Genomic DNA, 18,403 nt, shown 5'->3' on the forward strand with positions numbered 1-18,403 from the left:
CGTCTCCGGATGAGACGACGGCGCATTGAACAACACTAAAAAAAGAGGGAGCGTCATGCGCCATACCTTGATTTGTTCCGCATTGCTGGGCGCCGGCCTGTTGGCCGCCTCGTCCAACAGTTTCGCCGCCAGCAAAAGCCTGGTGTTCTGCTCTGAAGGCAGCCCGGCGGGTTTTGATACCGCGCAATACACGACAGCGACCGATAACGACGCCGCCGAGCCGCTGTACAACCGTTTGGTCGAGTTCGAAAAAGGCGCGACCAATGTCGTACCTGGCCTGGCGACCACGTGGGATATTTCCGAGGATGGTCTGAAGTACACCTTTCACCTGCGTGAAGGTGTGAAGTTTCATACAACGCCGTACTTCAAACCGACCCGTGACTTCAACGCCGACGATGTGTTGTTCACGTTTAATCGCATGCTGGATGCCCAGCAACCTTTCCGTAAGGCTTATCCGACCGAGTTCCCGTATTTCAACGGCATGAGCCTGAACAAGAACATCGCCAAGGTCGAGAAGACCGGGCCGCTGACCGTGGAGTTCACGCTCAACAGCGTCGACGCCGCGTTCATTCAGAACATCGCCATGAGCTTCGCCGCCATCCTGTCCGCCGAATACGCCGACAAACTGCTGGCCGAAGGCAAGCCGAGCGACATCAACCAGAAACCGATTGGCACCGGGCCGTTCGTGTTCAAGAGTTATCAGAAAGACTCGAACATCCGTTACACCGGTAATAAACAATACTGGGATCCGAGCCGGGTCAAACTCGACAACCTGATCTTCGCCATAAACACCGACGCCTCGGTGCGCGTACAGAAGCTCAAGGCGGGCGAATGCCAGATCACCCTGCATCCGCGCCCTGCCGATGTTGAAGCGTTGAAGGCTGACCCGAAATTGCAACTGATTTCCAAGCCGGGCTTCAACCTCGGCTACATCGCCTATAACGTGCGCCACAAACCCTTCGACCAGCTCGAAGTGCGTCAGGCGCTGGACATGGCGGTGAATAAACAGGGGATTCTCAACGCTGTTTATCAAGGCGCCGGCCAACTGGCCGTGAACGCCATGCCGCCAACCCAATGGTCCTACGACGACAGCATCAAAGACGCCGCCTACAACCCGGAAAAAGCCAAAGAGCTGCTCAAGGCTGCCGGCGTCAAGGAGGGCACCGAGATCACCCTGTGGGCGATGCCGGTGCAACGTCCATACAACCCGAACGCCAAACTGATGGCCGAAATGCTCCAGGCGGACTGGGCCAAGATCGGTCTGAAAGTGAAGATCGTCAGCTACGAATGGGGCGAGTACATCAAGCGCACCAAAAATGGCGAGCACGACATCAGCCTGATCGGCTGGACCGGTGACAACGGGGATCCGGACAACTGGCTCGGCACGCTGTACAGCTGCGATGCCATCGGCGGCAACAACTACTCCATGTGGTGCGACCCGGCTTACGACAAGCTGATCAAACAGGCCAAGGTCGTCACTGACCGCGACCAGCGCACCGTGCTCTACAAACAGGCTCAGCAATTGCTTAAACAGCAAGTGCCGATCACGCCTGTCGCCCACTCGACGGTCAACCAGCCGTTAAGCGCGAGGATCGAAGGGTTCAAAGTCAGCCCGTTCGGTCGCAACGTGTTCTCGGGTGTCGGTATCGATTAAACCAGACGATTAGCCGCAACGCTGAGGGGCGCTGTCTAGCCCCTCACGCAAGCGATTTGCCGAAATTCGCCAATCCGGCTTTTGGCAAACGTTTGCGATGTGTGAATGAGTTCTAAACCAATAACCGGCATACCAAAAAAAGCCGGCATAAAAAGAAAGTAAAGGAGCTTCACCCATGAAACTGAGCAACACCGCGATACTGGCCCTCGCCATCAGCAGCATCACCGCCGGAGCCCATGCTGAAAGCGTCAGCCAGGACTTCATGCCGACGCAACTGGCCAGCACCAGCGCCCAGTCCGAAGCCAAGGGTTTTATCGATGGCCAGAGCCTGTCGGGCTCGACCCGTAACTGGTACGCCAACGAAGAAAAAAAGCGCGGCGGCACTTTCAGCTATGAACGCCACGGCGATACCCTGACCGGTTCGCGCCGGATCAACTGGGTCCAGGGCACCATCCTCAACTACACCTCGGGCTTCACCCAAGGCACCGTGGGGATCAGCACTGAAGTTGCGGCGTACAACGCCATTGCACTGGATCGCAGCCGCGAAGACATCAAGGGCGGTTCCAACCGTACCCTCGCCCACTCCAACGGCGACGCCGTCGATCAGTGGAGCAAACTGGGTCTGGCCAACGTCAAGGCGCGTATCTCCAACACCACCCTGACCGCCGGCCGCATGAACTTCAGCAGCCCGATCGTCGACGTTATCGGCAACCGTCCACTGCCTTCGAGCTTCGAAGGCGTGGCGATCCACAGTGAAGAATTCGACAATCTGTCGTTCGACCTCGCGACCTTCGACCGCGTGTCGCCACGTACCGAACAGAGCCTGTCAAAATTCCGCACCGAATACAGCAACACCGGCGTTGAAACCGACCACGTCAACACCGCCGGCGTGAACTATCAGCCGCTCAAGAGCCTGAAAACCAGCCTCTACGCGACCCAGGCTGAAGACTTCTGGAACCAGTACTACTTCGGTGCCACTCACGAACTGGGCGACAGCTCGGTACTGAGCCTGACCACCGGCCTGAACTACTACAAGACCGTCGACGAAGGCAAAAAGTTGATGGGCGAGATCGACAACGACACCTACTCGCTGTCGTTCGGTCTGACTCACCAGGCACACACCCTGACCTTCTCGTACCAGGAAGTGAACGGTAACGAGTACTTCGACTACCTGCACGAAACCAACGGCATCTACCTGGCCAACTCCCTGTTGTCGGACTTCAACGGACCAAACGAGAAATCCTTCCAGATCGCCTACGGCATCAACATGGCCGAGTACGGCATTCCGGGCCTGAAGTTCAACGCCTACAGCGCTCGCGGTTGGGGCATCGACGGTACTCACTACGTCGGCACCGCTTACGACGTGCGCAGCATGGACGGCGAACACCATTACGAATACGGCATTGGTTCTTCGTACGCCGTGCAGAGCGGCCCGCTCAAGGCCACCACGATCCGCGCGACCTACACCACCCACCGCGCCAGCGAAAACCAGGCTGACGGCAGCATCAACGAGTTCCGTCTCGTGACGACCATCCCGTTCAACATCCTGTAAAAAACGCCAGCCGACGGCTGACTCATGATGAGTCGGCCGTTCGGCTTTTTGTCTTCAACCGATTGCAGAGGGTTATCGATGAAAATGCTTCCCCTACGTGCGGCCGTTGCGGCCGTGTTGTTGAGCGCCGCCATCGGCGTCTCGGCCAAACCCTTGGTGGTCTGCACCGAAGCCAGTCCGGAAGGCTTCGATATGGTCCAGTACACAACTGCAGTCACGGCGGATGCTGTGGCCGAAACCATCTTCAATCGTCTGGTGGACTTCAAGCCTGGCACGACGGAAATCGTTCCGGCCCTGGCAGACACCTGGGAAATCAGTGAAGACGGCCTGACCTACACGTTCCACCTGCGCCAAGGCGTCAAGTTTCACACCACCGAATACTTCAAGCCGACCCGCGACATGAACGCCGACGACGTGGTCTGGAGCTTCCAGCGTCAGCTGGACCCGAATCACCCGTGGCACAAGCTGTCGAGCGTAGGCTTCCCGTACTTTGAAAGCATGGGCTTCAAAGAACTGCTCAAAAGCGTCGAAAAAATCGACGACCACACGGTCAAGTTCACCCTGACCCGCCGCGAAGCGCCATTCCTGGCGGACGTCGCGATGCCGTTCACCGCCATCTACTCCGCCGAATACGCCGATCAGTTGCTCAAGGCCAACAAGACCGGCGACCTCAACAACAAGCCTGTCGGCACCGGCCCGTTCATCTTCCAGCGCTACGCCAAGGATGCGCAGGTGCGCTTCAAGGCCAACCCGGATTACTTCCGTGGCAAGCCACCAGCCGACGCGTTGATTCTGGCGATCGCCACCGACAACAACGTGCGCCTGCAGAAGCTCAAGGCCAACGAGTGCCAGATCGCGCTGTATCCGAAACCGGATGACATCCCGAGCATCAAGAAAGACGACAAGCTCAAGGTCGAAGAACTGAACGCGATGACCGTCTCGTACATCGCCATGAACACTCAGCACAAATACATGAGCGACGTGCGCGTGCGTAAGGCGATCGATATCGCCTTCGACAAAGCGGCTTACGTCAACGCGCTGTTTGGCCCGGGCAATGCGACCGTTGCGGTCAACCCGTACCCGGACACGCTGCTGGGCTACAACCACGACCTGAAGAACCCGCCACGCGATCTGGACAAGGCCCGTGCCTTGCTCAAGGAAGCCGGCGTGCCGGAAGGCACCGTGTTTACCCTGTTTACCCGCAACGGCGGCGGCCCGACCAACCCCAACCCGATGCTCGGCGCGCAAATGATGCAGGCTGACCTGGCGAAAGTCGGGATCAAGATCGACATCCGCGTGATGGAATGGGGCGAAATGCTCAAACGCGCCAAGGCCGGTGAGCACGACATGGTCTCGGCCGGATGGGCGGGCGACAACGGCGACCCGGATAACTTCCTGACGCCTATGCTCAGTTGCGAAGCTGCCAAGAACGGCGAAAACTACGCGCGCTGGTGCAACGAGAAATTCCAGGCACTGCTCGACGAAGCACGGGCTAAAGTAGATCCGGCCGAACGCGCGAAACTCTATGAGCAGGCTCAGGTCCTGTTTAATCAGGATCAACCGTGGATCAGCATGGCCCACACCCGGATGTTTACTGCAATGCGCAACAACGTAGAGGGCTATCACATCAGCCCCCTGACAACTAATAACTTCGCCACTACCCAGGTGAAGTAGATAAGAAACTCCCGGCCTCCCTGACCCCAGGGAAGCCGGGCACGCCTAACCGGCTGATGAGGTACCACACAAGATGTTTAGTTTTATTGCCCGCCGACTGGGGTTGTTGATCCCCACGTTTTTCGGCATCACCTTGCTGACTTTCGCGTTGATTCGCATGATTCCGGGCGACCCCGTGGAAGTGATGATGGGCGAACGTCGGGTCGACCCCGAAATGCACGCTCAGGCAATGGAACGCCTAGGTCTGAACAAGCCACTGTATGCCCAATATCTGGACTACATCGGCAAACTGGCCCACGGCGATCTCGGCGAATCCCTGCGTACTCGTGAAAGCGTGTGGACCGAGTTCACCTCCCTCTTCCCGGCGACCCTGGAACTGTCCATGGCCGCCCTGCTGTTCGCCGGCATTCTCGGGCTTCTGGCCGGGGTGATTGCGGCACTCAAGCGAGGATCCCTGTTCGACCACGGGGTGATGGGCATCTCCCTGGCGGGGTATTCGATGCCGATCTTCTGGTGGGGCCTGATCCTGATCATGTTCTTCTCGGTGAGCCTCGGCTGGACCCCGGTTTCCGGGCGCATCGACCTGCTCTACGACATCGAGCCACGCACCGGTTTCATGCTGATCGACACGCTGCTGGCCGACGACATGGGCGCGTTCCTCGATGCTCTGCATCACCTGATCCTGCCGGCCATCGTACTCGGCACCATTCCGCTGGCGGTGATCGCGCGGATGACCCGTTCGTCGATGCTCGAAGTGCTGCGCGAAGACTACATCCGCACCGCCAAGGCCAAAGGCCTGTCGCCGTCGCGCGTGGTATTCGTCCACGGTCTGCGTAACGCGCTGATTCCGGTACTCACCGTGGTCGGCCTGCAAGTCGGCACCCTGCTGGCCGGTGCGGTACTGACCGAAACCATTTTCTCCTGGCCCGGCATCGGTAAATGGCTGATCGAAGCCATCGGCGCCCGGGACTATCCGGTTGTGCAAAACGGCATCCTGTTAATCGCCTGCCTGGTGATTCTGGTCAACTTCGTAGTGGACATCCTCTACGGCTTTGCCAACCCACGCATCCGTCATCAGCGCTGAGGTCAATAACCATGAGCACTCCAACATCCTCAGTAGCCACGTCCGCCCCAAACGCGGATCAAAGTCTGCTGTACCCGTCTCCGTACAAAGAATTCTGGCAAGCCTTCTCCAAAAACAAAGGCGCGGTTGCCGGCCTGCTGTTCATGTTGCTGGTGATTTTCTGCGCGCTGTTCGCGCCGTGGGTCGCGCCGCATAACCCGAGCGAGCAATACCGTGACTTCCTGCTGACGCCGCCGGCGTGGCTGGAAGGCGGGCAGATGCAGTTCCTGCTCGGCACCGATGAACTGGGTCGCGACCTGCTGTCGCGCCTGATCCAGGGTTCGCGCCTGTCGCTGCTGATCGGTTTGTCGTCGGTGGTGATGTCGCTGATTCCGGGGATCCTGCTGGGTCTGTTCGCCGGCTTCTTTCCGAAGATGATCGGCCCGACCATCATGCGTCTGATGGACATCATGCTGGCCCTGCCGTCGCTGCTGCTGGCGGTGGCGATCGTCGCCATCCTCGGCCCTGGCCTGATCAACACCGTGATCGCCATTGCTGTCGTCTCGCTGCCGTCTTACGTGCGTCTGACCCGAGCCGCCGTGATGGGCGAACTGAACCGCGACTACGTGACCGCCGCGCGCCTGGCCGGTGCCGGTCTGCCGCGTCTGATGTTCATCACCGTGCTGCCGAACTGCATGGCGCCGCTGATCGTTCAAGCGACTCTGAGCTTCTCCTCGGCGATTCTCGATGCCGCCGCACTGGGCTTCCTCGGCCTTGGCGTACAACCGCCAACCCCTGAGTGGGGCACCATGCTGGCCTCGGCCCGCGACTACATCGAACGCGCCTGGTGGGTGGTAAGTCTGCCTGGTTTGACCATTTTGCTCAGCGTGCTGGCAATCAACTTGATGGGCGACGGTCTGCGCGATGCGCTGGACCCGAAACTCAAGAACGCCGCCTGAGGAGATTCCCATGTCACTGCTAGAAATCAAGAATCTCAACGTTCGCTTCGGCGACAAAACCGCGACCCCGGTGGTCGACGGCCTCGACCTGAAAGTCGACAAAGGCGAAGTACTGGCCATCGTGGGCGAGTCGGGTTCGGGTAAATCCGTGACCATGATGGCGCTGATGGGCCTGATCGAGCACCCCGGCATCGTCACCGCCGACGCGCTCAGCTTTGACGGCAAAGACATGCTCAAGCTGAGCAACCGTCAGCGTCGGCAGATCGTCGGCAAAGACCTGTCGATGGTCTTTCAGGACCCGATGACTGCACTGAACCCGAGCTACACCGTCGGTTTCCAGATCGAAGAAGTGCTGCGCCTGCACCTGAAAATGTCCGGCAAGCAAGCGCGCAAACGTGCGATCGAGCTGCTGGAAAAAGTCGAAATCCCCGGCGCCGCCAGCCGTATGGACGCCTACCCGCACCAACTGTCCGGCGGTATGAGCCAGCGCGTCGCAATCGCCATGGCGATTGCCGGCGAGCCGAAACTGCTGATCGCCGACGAACCGACCACTGCGCTGGACGTGACGATTCAGGCGCAGATCATGGATCTGCTGCTGGCGTTGCAGAAAGAACAGAACATGGGCCTGGTGCTGATCACTCACGACCTCGCGGTCGTGGCTGAAACCGCCCAGCGCGTCTGCGTGATGTACGCAGGGCAAGCCGTTGAAGTCGGTCAGGTACCGCAACTGTTCGACGTCCCGGCGCACCCGTACAGCGAAGCGTTGCTCAAGGCGATTCCCGAGCACAGCCTCGGCGCCTCACGCCTGTCGACCCTGCCGGGCATCGTCCCGGGCCGCTACGACCGTCCGCAGGGTTGCCTGCTGTCACCGCGCTGCCCGTACGTGCAGGACAGCTGCCGCGCGCAGCGTCCAGGCCTTGATCCGAAAAGCCACAGCCTCGCCCGCTGCTTCTTCCCGCTGAACCAGGAGGTGGCGTAATGGCCGTCGTACTTACCGCCCGCGACCTGACCCGTCACTACGAAGTCTCCCGTGGCCTGTTCAAGGGCCATGCGACCGTACGCGCACTCAACGGCGTGTCGTTCGAACTGGAAGCCGGCAAGACTCTCGCTGTTGTAGGCGAATCGGGCTGCGGCAAATCCACCCTCGCCCGCGCTTTGACGCTGATCGAAGATCCGTCGTCCGGATCCTTGAAAATTGCCGGCCAGGAAGTCGCCGGTGCCGACAAGGCCCAGCGCAAGCAACTGCGCAAAGACGTGCAGATGGTCTTCCAAAGCCCATACGCGTCGTTGAACCCACGGCAGAAAGTCGGCGACCAGCTCGGCGAACCGCTGCTGATCAACACCAACCTCTCCGCCGCCGAACGTCGCGAGAAAGTCCAGGCGATGATGAAACAGGTCGGCTTGCGCCCTGAGCACTATCAGCGCTATCCGCACATGTTCTCCGGCGGTCAGCGCCAGCGTATCGCCCTGGCTCGCGCCATGATGCTGCAACCGAAAGTGCTGGTGGCGGATGAACCGACCTCGGCACTGGACGTGTCGATTCAGGCGCAGGTGCTCAACCTGTTCATGGATTTGCAGCAGGAGTTCAACACCGCCTACGTGTTCATCTCGCACAACCTTGCGGTGGTGCAACACGTGGCCGATGACGTGATGGTGATGTACCTCGGTCGCCCGGTGGAACTGGGTCCGAAGAACGACATCTACGAGCGTCCACTGCACCCGTACACCCAGGCGCTGCTGTCGGCGACCCCGACCATTCACCCGGACCCGAACAAGCCAAAAATCAAGATCGTCGGTGAGCTGCCTAACCCGCTGAACCCGCCACCGGGCTGCGCTTTCCACAAGCGCTGCCCGTATGCGACCGAGCGTTGCAGCACTGAAGAGCCGGCGCTGCGCCAGCTCGACAGCCGGCAAGTGGCTTGCCACTACGCCGAGCAGTTCCTCGACGGCGCGGCGTAAGCAAATCTGGAGGCTACAAAGAAAATGTAGGAGTGAGCCTGCTCGCGATGGCGTTATTTCAGTCAACATCCTCATCGACTGATCCACCGCTATCGCGAGCAGGCTCGCTCCTACAAGGGATCGCATTTCAAACAGCGCGAAGTGTTAACCAAACCCCTTCCACCTCGATTGCGCATCAGTCGAGGCTGAAGGGGTTATCTTTTGCCTGCGATCCGCTCTTCTACAATTTGCCCGAAGCGGAATCTTTTTTGGAAAACTGGTTGATACCGATAAAGTCTCCATTCCCGCGCACATATTTTTTGTGTTCATTATCTGAAGTATTTAATTCAAAATCAAAATTTACAATCCCGCCCTTCAAGTTCAACGTCGTAAGCTCAAGTTTGCCTTGAAGCTCCCAGCGCTCCCCTTGTTTTGTATAAGCGGCACTGCTCTGAGTAGAACGATCTATTTTGTAAGTGACACCCTGGCGAATATCCTCATCATGAGCAATATCCACTTCAAGCTCCCAATCACTTTCAACCGCACCTTTGAGTTCAATGAATCGAGGGCCGTACATATTACAAGTGACACTTTTCGCATTCACTTTTTCCCTATCATCTATTGTAAATTCCAGTTTACCTTTTGTGCTGCTCGCTGTTACAACCATGATATAACCCTCTTTGTTTTATTGAAGAAAAAGAAAATTAAATCATCAAAAATACGAGCAGACCACTGTCAACTCTGACAGTCGCGCACATCAAATCGAAATATCAATCGTCGCCAGCAAACAAATAACGCATAAGCAGGAGAGCGCGCTTCGTGCAAATTAATGAATCTGCAGTTCCTGTTCGACTTGGCGGTTACTCAATATTGATAACCCATCAAATAAAAACCTTGCAACTCGATTGCATATTTATTCAAGGCACAAGGTTTTTATTTTACCGGCAATCTACGTCTGGCTATCGCCTTCGTCGTCCGGATCATCAGAGTCCGGCTCATCGGTGGTCGAGTCGTCATCATCGGCGCTGCCACCCTGCCCCTGATCGCCCGGCTCGGATTCGGACTTGGCCAGCATCAAGCCGCTGTGCCCGATCTGCCCGTTGAACGCCTGGGAATCGTGATCCTCGCACTCGGCCCAGGCCGTCGCGGTGCCGAGGGACAGCATGACCATCACTTTCAACAGCAATAAAACCCGTAGCAACCTGCTTTTCATAGCCGACTCCATCCTTTTTCAGGTGAGACATTCGTGCCTGACTGGCGCTGTGTGAAATCTAGTTCCGATCCATCGGGTTCACCAGATAGGACGCTAAGGAGCGGGCAGAAATGCCCTTCGCAGACAGACGGGTTTCGAATAACGTCTATTGCCGGATCAGCTAAGCGGGCGAGTGGCTTGCCACGTCAAGGGAATCGACATCAGCACCAACACCGTGCTGGCCAGCCAGACACTATGGCCGCCAAACTGACCATACAACTGACCGCTGAGCACCGGCGACAACAATGCGCTGGCACTCCAGCTCATAAAGAACAGGCCAAAGTACTGACCGCTTTTGCCACTCTGCGCAAACTGCATCGCCAGCACATTCAGCGGCGGCATGAACAACGCCTCACCCAAGGTCCAGATCAGCGTCGACAGACAGACGAACGCCAGCCCGGAACCGAACGGCAACATGCCCAGTCCGCACGCCAGCAGCAAACTCCCCGCGAGCATTTGCCGCCGCGTGCCCCAACGCTCGCCCCAGTGCGACAGCGGAATCTGCAGGGCGATCACCAGCAACGCATTGAGCCCGAACTGCCAACCGATGGCCTCGGTGCTCAATTGATAGTAATCACGCAGATAGTTGCCCAGCGTGCTGTAGACCGTGTCGAACGCGATGCCAAGCACGGCCGTCGCCGCCAGCAACCAGAGGAATGGTTTGTCGCGATAGGGCACACCCGCTCCGCCGGCGCCGGTCGTGGATGGCTCGTCGTTGATCAGCACCGGCCGCTGCCAGGTCGTGCGAACAAACCACAGTAACGCCAGCAACGTCATCGCCGCGCTGCCGAAAAACACCCAGCGAAAATCGGTCTGCGCCAACACCCCGCCCGCCACGCCAGCGGCCGCCATGCCGAGGTTGCGCGCCACCCGGCTCAAGGCCTGCGCACGCGAACGTTGAGCGACTTCGCAATATTCCATGATCAGCCGCTGGTGCAAGGTGCGGATGGCCCCATCAATCGTCCCGCTAAGCAACAACAATCCAGCGAGCAACGGCACCTGCGTGACCAGTCCCAGCAGGATCAGCACCCACACCGAAACAAAAAACAACGCCGCCGTCAGACGCGCCGTGCGCACGTGATCACTGAGCCAGCCACCGAGCATCGACCCGACCAGCAAACCCGCGCCATAGGCCGAGAGCAACCAGCCAACCGTCTCGATCGCCAACCCCAATTCCTGACGCAGATACAGCGCCATGAACAGCTTGACCATGCTGCTCAGGCGATTGATGAACAACAGCGCCGCGAGCACCCAGGCCATTACGCCGAAATAGCTGCCGAGGCGCAGCAGGTGAGTCAGTCGACTCGTCATTCCATTGACCTCTCAAAGCGACGTGCGGGGAGCTGGAACACTAACGGTCAGCAGGCAGGTTGTCGCGTTCAAGAACATCGAGATCACGAAAAACCGAGTCGTCCTACAGCCGTTGCGCGCGATAAAACCATGCCGAAGATCAAAAGCCCCTCACCCTAACCCTCTCCCGGAGGGAGAGGGGACTGACCGAGGTGTTTGGGAGAAGTACGCCGACGTGAAATACCGAGTCGAACTCAGATTCTGAATCAGATCAAAAGCCCCTCACCCTAACCCTCTCCCGTAGGGAGAGGGGACTGACCTAGGTGTTTGGGAGAAGTACGCCGACGTAAAATACCGAGTCGAACTCAGATTCTGAATCAGATCAAAAGCCCCTCACCCTAGCCCTCTCCCGGAGGGAGAGGGGACTGACCGAGGTGCTTGGGAGATGTACGCCGACGTGAAATACCGAACCGAACTCAGATTCTGAATCAGATCAAAAGCCCCCTCACCCTAACCCTCTCCCGGAGGGAGAGGGGACTGACCGAAGTGTTTGGGAGAAGTACGCCGACGTGAAATACCGAACCGAACTCAGGTTTTGAAAGGCCCACAAATCGGCTCCCTCTCCCTCGGGAGAGGGCTGGGCGGGCGGCGTTCCGATGAGGGGCAGCCCCAACACAAACCAATAGCCGAACACCGCTTGGCCCTTAACCACTCAATAGGCCGAGTGTCAGCTCGCCTGCTTTTGATCTTGGAGCCCGTCGGCAGGCTGAGTGGAGGGATTGATCCGGGGGTAGGCGCGCAGCGCCGTTCGACGAAGTCGAACACATCGAAAGGAGGTGCAGCGAAGCAAACCGGAAGCGATGCCCCCGGATCGATCCCGGAGCGAAGGAACCCCGAGCCTCAGCGAGTGGGCCGAACGTCAGGGCGCAGACCTTTGGTTCCTTTGGGGCGTTTGCCAAAGGGACTCGCTGTAAGAGCGAAACCGCCAGCAGCAACACCCGTAGCAACGGATATTCACCCAAAACCCCAAGAACCTGGTCGGCCCACAGGCCGCCAAGACCAAAGCAAAAAGCCCCCGATGCTTTCACATCGAGGGCTTTGGACAAAACAGCTCAGCGCTTAGTGATGCTCACGCGTCGCCCGGAATTTCACATCCGGCCAACGCTCTTCCATCAACGCCAGGTTAACCCGCGTCGGAGCGAGGTAAGTCAGGTGACCACCGCCATCGACCGCCAGGTTCTCCACAGCCTTGTTGGAAAACTCCTCAAGCTTCTTCTTGTCGCTGCATTCGATCCAGCGCGCGGAGTACACGGTAATCGGCTCATACGAGCACTCAACCTTGTATTCCTCTTTCAAGCGACTAGCGACCACATCGAACTGCAGTACACCCACGGCGCCCAGAATGATGTCGTTGCTGCGCTCCGGGAAAAACACCTGCGTCGCGCCCTCTTCGGCTAACTGTTGCAGACCCTGACGCAACTGCTTGGACTTCAGCGGATCGCGCAGACGCACACGACGGAACAGCTCCGGGGCAAAGTGCGGAATACCGGTAAAGCCCAGGGCTTCACCTTCACTGAAGGTGTCGCCGATCTGAATGGTGCCGTGGTTGTGCAGACCGATGATGTCGCCGGCAAAGGCTTCTTCAAGCTGCTCACGCTCGGAGGAGAAGAACGTCAGGGCGTCGCCGATGCGCACGTCCTTGCCGGTACGCACGTGGCGCATCTTCATGCCTTTCTCGTACTTGCCGGAGCAAATGCGCATGAAGGCAATGCGGTCGCGGTGCTTCGGGTCCATGTTCGCCTGGATCTTGAAGATGAAGCCCGAGAACTTCTCTTCCACCGGCTCGACGGTACGCTCGTTGGCCACACGGGCCAGCGGACGCGGCGCCCAATCAACAACAGCATCGAGAACGTGGTCAACACCGAAGTTGCCCAGTGCCGTACCGAAGAACACCGGGGTCAGTTGACCGTCGAGGAATTCCTGCTGGTTGAATTCGTGGCAGGCGCCTTGAACCAGTTCCAACTGCTCGATGAAGCGCTCGTACTCGTCGCCCAGATGCGCGCGGGCTTCGTCGGAATCGAGCTTCTCGATGATCTTGGTTTCGGTGCGTTCGTGACCGTGACCGGCGGTGTAGACAATGATGTAGTCGTCGGCCAGGTGATACACGCCCTTGAAGTCGCGGTAGCAACCGATCGGCCAGGTGATCGGCGCAGCCTTGATCTTCAGCACGGCTTCGATCTCGTCGAGCAGTTCGATCGGGTCGCGGATGTCACGGTCGAGTTTGTTGATGAAGCTGACGATCGGCGTGTCACGCAGACGGCAGACGTCCATCAGCGCAATCGTACGCGGCTCGACACCTTTACCGCCGTCGAGAACCATCAATGCCGAGTCCACCGCCGTCAGAGTGCGGTAGGTATCTTCGGAGAAGTCTTCGTGGCCCGGGGTGTCGAGCAGGTTGATCATGTGTTCGCGATACGGGAACTGCATGACCGACGTGGTAATGGAAATACCCCGTTGTTTCTCCATCTCCATCCAGTCGGATGTCGCATGGCGATCGGATTTACGGGATTTCACCGTACCGGCCACTGCAATCGCCTTGCCCATCAACAGGAGCTTTTCGGTGATCGTGGTTTTACCGGCATCGGGGTGGGAAATAATGGCGAAAGTGCGGCGTTTCGCGACTTCGGCGGCCTGGTTGGTCATGGGAAATCGCCTGGCGGTGATTCAAAAAAGGGCCGCGATTATAGCCCAACTCGATGCAATAACCGAACCGTTGAGCACATTAAGGGTGGCCAAATGCTGCCGCAGATGGGAACCTTTTAAAGCACGGAGACGTCCATCCCCTGTTACGAATTTTCGTCAGGGGCTGAAAAATCAGCAAGTTAGCCTGACGAGGCTGCGCTCATGGCTCGCTTTCAGACCGCTTTTTGCCGGTGCTGAGGGAGCTGCTTCTCGCGAACGTTTATTCCCGGCAGCCATGTATGGCATGCCACACGGGAGGGCGTTCGCCGACTACAAAAAAAGGAGTCCGCCTGTGGCTATCCGCTATGGCAAAGGGCTGATGGGAGGTGCGGTGGTGATCGCGCTCCTGGCCCTGCTGGTCCACTGGATCGGCATCAACACGATCGAACACTACCGCGACGATTTGTTGTTTTACCTGCAAGCTCATCTGATTCTCGTCCTCGCTTCAATGCTGGCCGCCCTTGTCGTGGGCATCCCCGCCGGCATCTTCCTCAGTCGCCCGACCATGGTCGGACGCGCTGAACGCTTCATGCAGATCTTCAATATCGGTAACACCGTGCCCCCGCTGGCCGTGCTTGCGATCGCCCTGGGCGTCCTCGGCATCGGCAGTGGCCCGGCGATCTTCGCTTTATTCCTCGCCTCCCTGTTGCCGATTGTGCGCAACACCTATGAAGGCCTGAAAAATGTCCAGGGCTCACTGAAAGAAGCGGCCGTCGGCATCGGTATGACCCCGCGCCAGGTGTTGTGGAAAGTCGAACTGCCCAACGCCGTGCCGATCATCGTCGGTGGTGTGCGCGTGGCTTTGGCGATCAACGTCGGCACCGCGCCACTGGCCTTCCTGATCGGCGCCAACAGCCTCGGCAGCCTGATCTTCCCTGGCATCGCCCTGAACAATCAGCCGCAACTGCTGCTCGGCGCCGCGTGCACCGCGCTGCTGGCCTTGCTGCTCGATGGCGTCGTCACCCTCGCCAGCCGTCTCTGGCTGGAACGCGGTTTGCGCCCGTCTTAAGGCTTTTGCGAAGGAATATTTATGAAACGTTTTAGCTCGTCTTTGGGATTGATAGCAGGCTGCATCCTGCTGTTCGCAGGCATCGCGCAAGCCGCCGACAAACCAGTGATCCGCCTCGGCGCGCGGGTGTTTACCGAGCAGACCTTGCTCGCGGAAATCACCGCGCAATACCTGCGCAGCAAAGGCTACGACGCGCAGATCACCGGTGGTCTGGGCAGCAACCTCGCCCGCAGCGCACACGAAAGCGGGCAACTGGACATGCTCTGGGAATACACCGGCGTGTCACTGGTGGCCTACAACCATGTCACGGAAAAACTCGACAGCGCGCAGTCCTACGCCCGGGTAAAAGAACTCGACGCAAAAAAAGGCCTGATCTGGCTGACGCCGTCGAAATTCAGCAACACCTACGCCCTCGCGCTGCCGAAAAAGGTCGCTGAGGAATATCCGCAGATCAACAACATCAGCCAGTTGAACGAAGTGCTGCGCGCCGAGGCCAAGACCAATCACCTGGTGGCGCTGGACACCGAGTTCGCCAATCGCTCCGACGGTCTGATCGGCATGGTCGATCTCTACGGCATGAACCTGACCCGCAAGAACATCCGCCAGATGGATGCCGGGCTGGTTTACACGGCATTGCGCAACGGTCAGGTGTTTGCCGGTCTGGTCTACACCACCGACGGTCGCTTGAACGCCTTCGGCCTGAAACTGCTGGAAGACGACAAGCACTACTTCCCCGACTACACCGCCGCACCGGTGGTGCGTCAGGCAACACTGGACGCCAACCCGAAACTGGCCGAGCAACTCAAGCCACTGGCCGAACTGTTCGACGACGAAACCATGCGCCAGCTCAACGCGCGAGTCGACGTCGATCACGAAAGCCCTTCGAAAGTGGCCGCCGATTTCCTGCGCCAGCACCCACTTAACTAAGGAGGAAAAGTCATGGAATTTCTGAACGCCTTTTCCCACCTCGACTGGCAGCAGGTGATGCACCTGACCTGGCAGCACATCACCCTGGTCGGCATCGCCGTGACCCTGGCGATTGTCGTTGGCGTGCCGTTGGGCATTCTGATGACGCGGTTTCCGACTCTCGCCGGTCCATTGCAAGCCAGCGCCACGGTGCTGCTGACCGTGCCGTCGATTGCCCTGTTCGGCCTGCTGCTGCCGTTCTACTCCAAGTTCGGCCAGGGCCTCGGGCCGATGCCAGCGATCACCGCAGTATTTCTCTATTCATTGCTGCCGATCATGCGCAACACCTACCTCGCCCTCACCGGCGTGGAACCGGGCATCCGTGAAGCCGCACGCGGTATCGGCATGACCTTCGGCCAGCGCCTGCGCATGGTCGAGCTGCCGATCGCCGTGCCGGTGATCCTCGCTGGCGTGCGCACCGCCGTGGTGATGAACATCGGCGTGATGACCATCGCCGCGACCATCGGCGCCGGTGGCCTCGGTGTGTTGATCCTCGCTTCCATCAGCCGCAGTGACATGTCGATGCTGATCGTCGGCGCACTGCTGGTCAGTCTTCTGGCCATTTTCGCTGACCTGTTTCTCCAATGGCTGCAACGCTCGTTGACTCCAAAAGGACTGCTCAAATGATCGAACTTCAAAACCTCAGCAAAACTTTCCAAAGCAACGGCAAAGATGTCAAAGCCGTGGACTCGGTGAGCCTGACCGTCAATGAAGGCGAAATCTGTGTGTTCCTCGGGCCATCGGGCTGCGGCAAAAGCACCACGCTGAAGATGATCAATCGCCTGATCAAACCGACCTCGGGCAAGATCCTCATCAACGGTGAAGACACCACCGATCTCGACGAAGTAACGCTGCGTCGCAACATCGGTTACGTGATCCAGCAGATCGGTCTGTTCCCGAACATGACCATCGAAGAGAACATCGTCGTCGTGCCGAAACTGCTCGGCTGGGACAAACAGAAATGCCACGACCGCGCCCGCGAATTGATGAGCATGATCAAGCTGGAGCCCAAGCAGTATCTGCATCGCTACCCGCGCGAACTGTCCGGCGGCCAGCAACAGCGCATCGGCGTGATCCGCGCACTGGCAGCAGATGCACCACTGTTGTTGATGGATGAGCCGTTCGGTGCGGTCGACCCGATCAACCGCGAGATGATTCAGAACGAATTCTTCGAAATGCAGCGCGCGCTGAACAAGACCGTGATCATGGTCAGCCACGACATCGACGAAGCGATCAAACTCGGCGACAAGATCGCGATCTTCCGCGCCGGCAAACTGCTGCAGATTGACCATCCGGACACGCTGCTCGCGCACCCGGCGGACGACTTTGTCAGCAATTTCGTCGGCCAGGACAGCACGCTCAAGCGCCTGTTGTTGGTCAAAGCGGAAGATGCGGCGGACAACGCACCGTCGGTGAGCCCGGAAACCCCGGTGGCCGATGCGCTGGAGTTGATGGACGAACATGACCGTCGCTACGTGGTGGTCACCTGCGCCGAGAACAAGGCACTGGGCTATGTGCGTCGTCGCGATTTGCACCGTCAGACTGGCACTTGCGCGCAGTTCCTGCGTGAGTTCAATGCCACGGCGGCGTACGACGAGCATTTGCGCATCCTGCTGTCGCGCATGTACGAGTTCAATCGTTCGTGGCTGCCGGTGATGGATGCCGAGCGGGTGTTCCTTGGCGAGGTCACGCAGGAGTCGATTGCGGCTTATCTGAGTTCGGGGCGTTCGCGCGGGATGAAGACGAGTATCGTCTCGCCGGCTGAAGCGGTAGTCGCCTGATTAACCGGTAAAAACACAAAACCCTGTAGGAGTGAGCCTGCTCGCGATAGCGCAATATCAGTCAATGAAGATGTCGGCTGAAAAAAAGTCATCGCGAGCAGGCTCACTCCTACAGGACCGGGGGTGTTACCAAGTCATTCACAAGGCGGAAAAGAAACTCAACACCTGAGAACCAGGCAGCATGCTCTGGACAGCCTTCCAAACAACCAAAATCCCCCTAACCCCTCCTCTCGCGGCCAACGTCGCCGAAGTTGCGCCCATCAGACTTACCCACGACTTCGCCGACAAAATCCGCGAACGTGCAGGTATTTTTAACACTGAAAAATTCGCGGGGAACATCTGCCCGTCATCTCGGTCGGCTACAAAGAGTAATGAACGCGACGCACGTCAGAAGCGTGCAAAAACGCGACATTTTTAGTTGATCTCACGCCCCTCACGCCCTAAAGTTCGCGCCGAACGTCCATGCTGGAAACGATCCATCCGGCTCAAGTACTGACGACGAGACAGCAAGGCCAAGGGAAAG

Annotated in this window: 15 protein-coding genes; 11 read left to right on the forward strand and 4 right to left on the reverse strand. The window is 58.6% G+C overall.

Going from position 1 to position 18,403, the window contains the following annotated elements; genetic code table 11:
- The first annotated feature begins 55 nt into the window (after nt 1-55).
- The 7 genes from ACOYXJ_RS05085 (at nt 56) to ACOYXJ_RS05115 (ending at nt 8,861) form a co-directional block, all read left to right on the forward strand.
- Entirely contained in the window at nt 56-1,654 is a 1,599-nt protein-coding gene (locus ACOYXJ_RS05085; RefSeq protein ID WP_460368225.1) for an ABC transporter substrate-binding protein, read from the forward strand.
- A 175-nt stretch (nt 1,655-1,829) separates the two neighbouring features.
- Nucleotides 1,830-3,206 (forward strand): OprD family porin, encoded by a 1,377-nt coding sequence (locus ACOYXJ_RS05090; RefSeq protein ID WP_460368227.1) that lies wholly within the window; start codon nt 1,830-1,832, stop codon nt 3,204-3,206.
- Between the two features lie 78 nt (nt 3,207-3,284).
- The gene (locus ACOYXJ_RS05095; protein ID WP_150792327.1) at nt 3,285-4,880 is read left to right on the forward strand and encodes an ABC transporter substrate-binding protein; all 1,596 of its coding nucleotides are present in this window, start codon (nt 3,285-3,287) and stop codon (nt 4,878-4,880) included.
- A gap of 73 nt (nt 4,881-4,953) precedes the next feature.
- Nucleotides 4,954-5,964, forward strand: coding sequence for an ABC transporter permease subunit (locus ACOYXJ_RS05100; protein WP_007953665.1), 1,011 nt, complete (start codon nt 4,954-4,956; stop codon nt 5,962-5,964).
- Between the two features lie 11 nt (nt 5,965-5,975).
- Nucleotides 5,976-6,902, forward strand: coding sequence for an ABC transporter permease subunit (locus ACOYXJ_RS05105; RefSeq protein WP_102900706.1), 927 nt, complete (start codon nt 5,976-5,978; stop codon nt 6,900-6,902).
- Between the two features lie 10 nt (nt 6,903-6,912).
- Nucleotides 6,913-7,881, forward strand: a complete 969-nt coding sequence (locus ACOYXJ_RS05110; protein WP_460368230.1) for an ABC transporter ATP-binding protein — start codon at nt 6,913-6,915, stop codon at nt 7,879-7,881.
- The gene (locus ACOYXJ_RS05115) at nt 7,881-8,861 is read left to right on the forward strand and encodes a peptide ABC transporter ATP-binding protein (RefSeq protein ID WP_007917625.1); all 981 of its coding nucleotides are present in this window, start codon (nt 7,881-7,883) and stop codon (nt 8,859-8,861) included. The genes ACOYXJ_RS05110 and ACOYXJ_RS05115 overlap by 1 nt, the downstream gene beginning before the upstream one ends.
- A gap of 220 nt (nt 8,862-9,081) precedes the next feature.
- On the opposite strand, the gene ACOYXJ_RS05120 is transcribed toward ACOYXJ_RS05115, so the two are convergent.
- From ACOYXJ_RS05120 to ACOYXJ_RS05135, 4 genes are all read right to left on the reverse strand, one after another.
- Entirely contained in the window at nt 9,082-9,507 is a 426-nt protein-coding gene (locus ACOYXJ_RS05120; RefSeq protein ID WP_460368232.1) for a hypothetical protein, read from the reverse strand.
- 282 nt (nt 9,508-9,789) lie between these two features.
- Complete coding sequence (locus tag ACOYXJ_RS05125; protein WP_397483832.1) at nt 9,790-10,053, reverse strand: hypothetical protein; 264 nt, start codon at nt 10,051-10,053, stop codon at nt 9,790-9,792.
- A gap of 156 nt (nt 10,054-10,209) precedes the next feature.
- The gene (locus ACOYXJ_RS05130; protein WP_460368234.1) at nt 10,210-11,403 is read right to left on the reverse strand and encodes an MFS transporter; all 1,194 of its coding nucleotides are present in this window, start codon (nt 11,401-11,403) and stop codon (nt 10,210-10,212) included.
- Between the two features lie 1,098 nt (nt 11,404-12,501).
- Nucleotides 12,502-14,085 (reverse strand): peptide chain release factor 3, encoded by a 1,584-nt coding sequence (locus tag ACOYXJ_RS05135; protein WP_077571077.1) that lies wholly within the window; start codon nt 14,083-14,085, stop codon nt 12,502-12,504.
- Nucleotides 14,086-14,443: 358 nt separating this feature from the next.
- Here ACOYXJ_RS05135 and ACOYXJ_RS05140 point away from each other — a divergent pair, with 358 nt between their 5' ends.
- From ACOYXJ_RS05140 to ACOYXJ_RS05155, 4 genes are read left to right on the forward strand one after another with little or no spacing between them, the layout of a single operon-like run.
- Nucleotides 14,444-15,133, forward strand: coding sequence for an ABC transporter permease (locus tag ACOYXJ_RS05140; protein ID WP_169844036.1), 690 nt, complete (start codon nt 14,444-14,446; stop codon nt 15,131-15,133).
- A gap of 21 nt (nt 15,134-15,154) precedes the next feature.
- The gene (locus ACOYXJ_RS05145; protein ID WP_460368236.1) at nt 15,155-16,060 is read left to right on the forward strand and encodes a glycine betaine ABC transporter substrate-binding protein; all 906 of its coding nucleotides are present in this window, start codon (nt 15,155-15,157) and stop codon (nt 16,058-16,060) included.
- Nucleotides 16,061-16,072: 12 nt separating this feature from the next.
- A complete protein-coding gene (locus ACOYXJ_RS05150) occupies nt 16,073-16,726 on the forward strand; it encodes an ABC transporter permease (RefSeq protein ID WP_007915307.1) in 654 nt (217 codons plus the stop codon).
- Nucleotides 16,723-17,880, forward strand: a complete 1,158-nt coding sequence (locus ACOYXJ_RS05155) for an osmoprotectant ABC transporter ATP-binding protein OsmV (protein ID WP_034154441.1) — start codon at nt 16,723-16,725, stop codon at nt 17,878-17,880. The genes ACOYXJ_RS05150 and ACOYXJ_RS05155 overlap by 4 nt, the downstream gene beginning before the upstream one ends.
- The last annotated feature ends 523 nt before the right edge of the window (nt 17,881-18,403 follow it).

This window comes from Pseudomonas sp. Tul2A7, assembly GCF_054790505.1.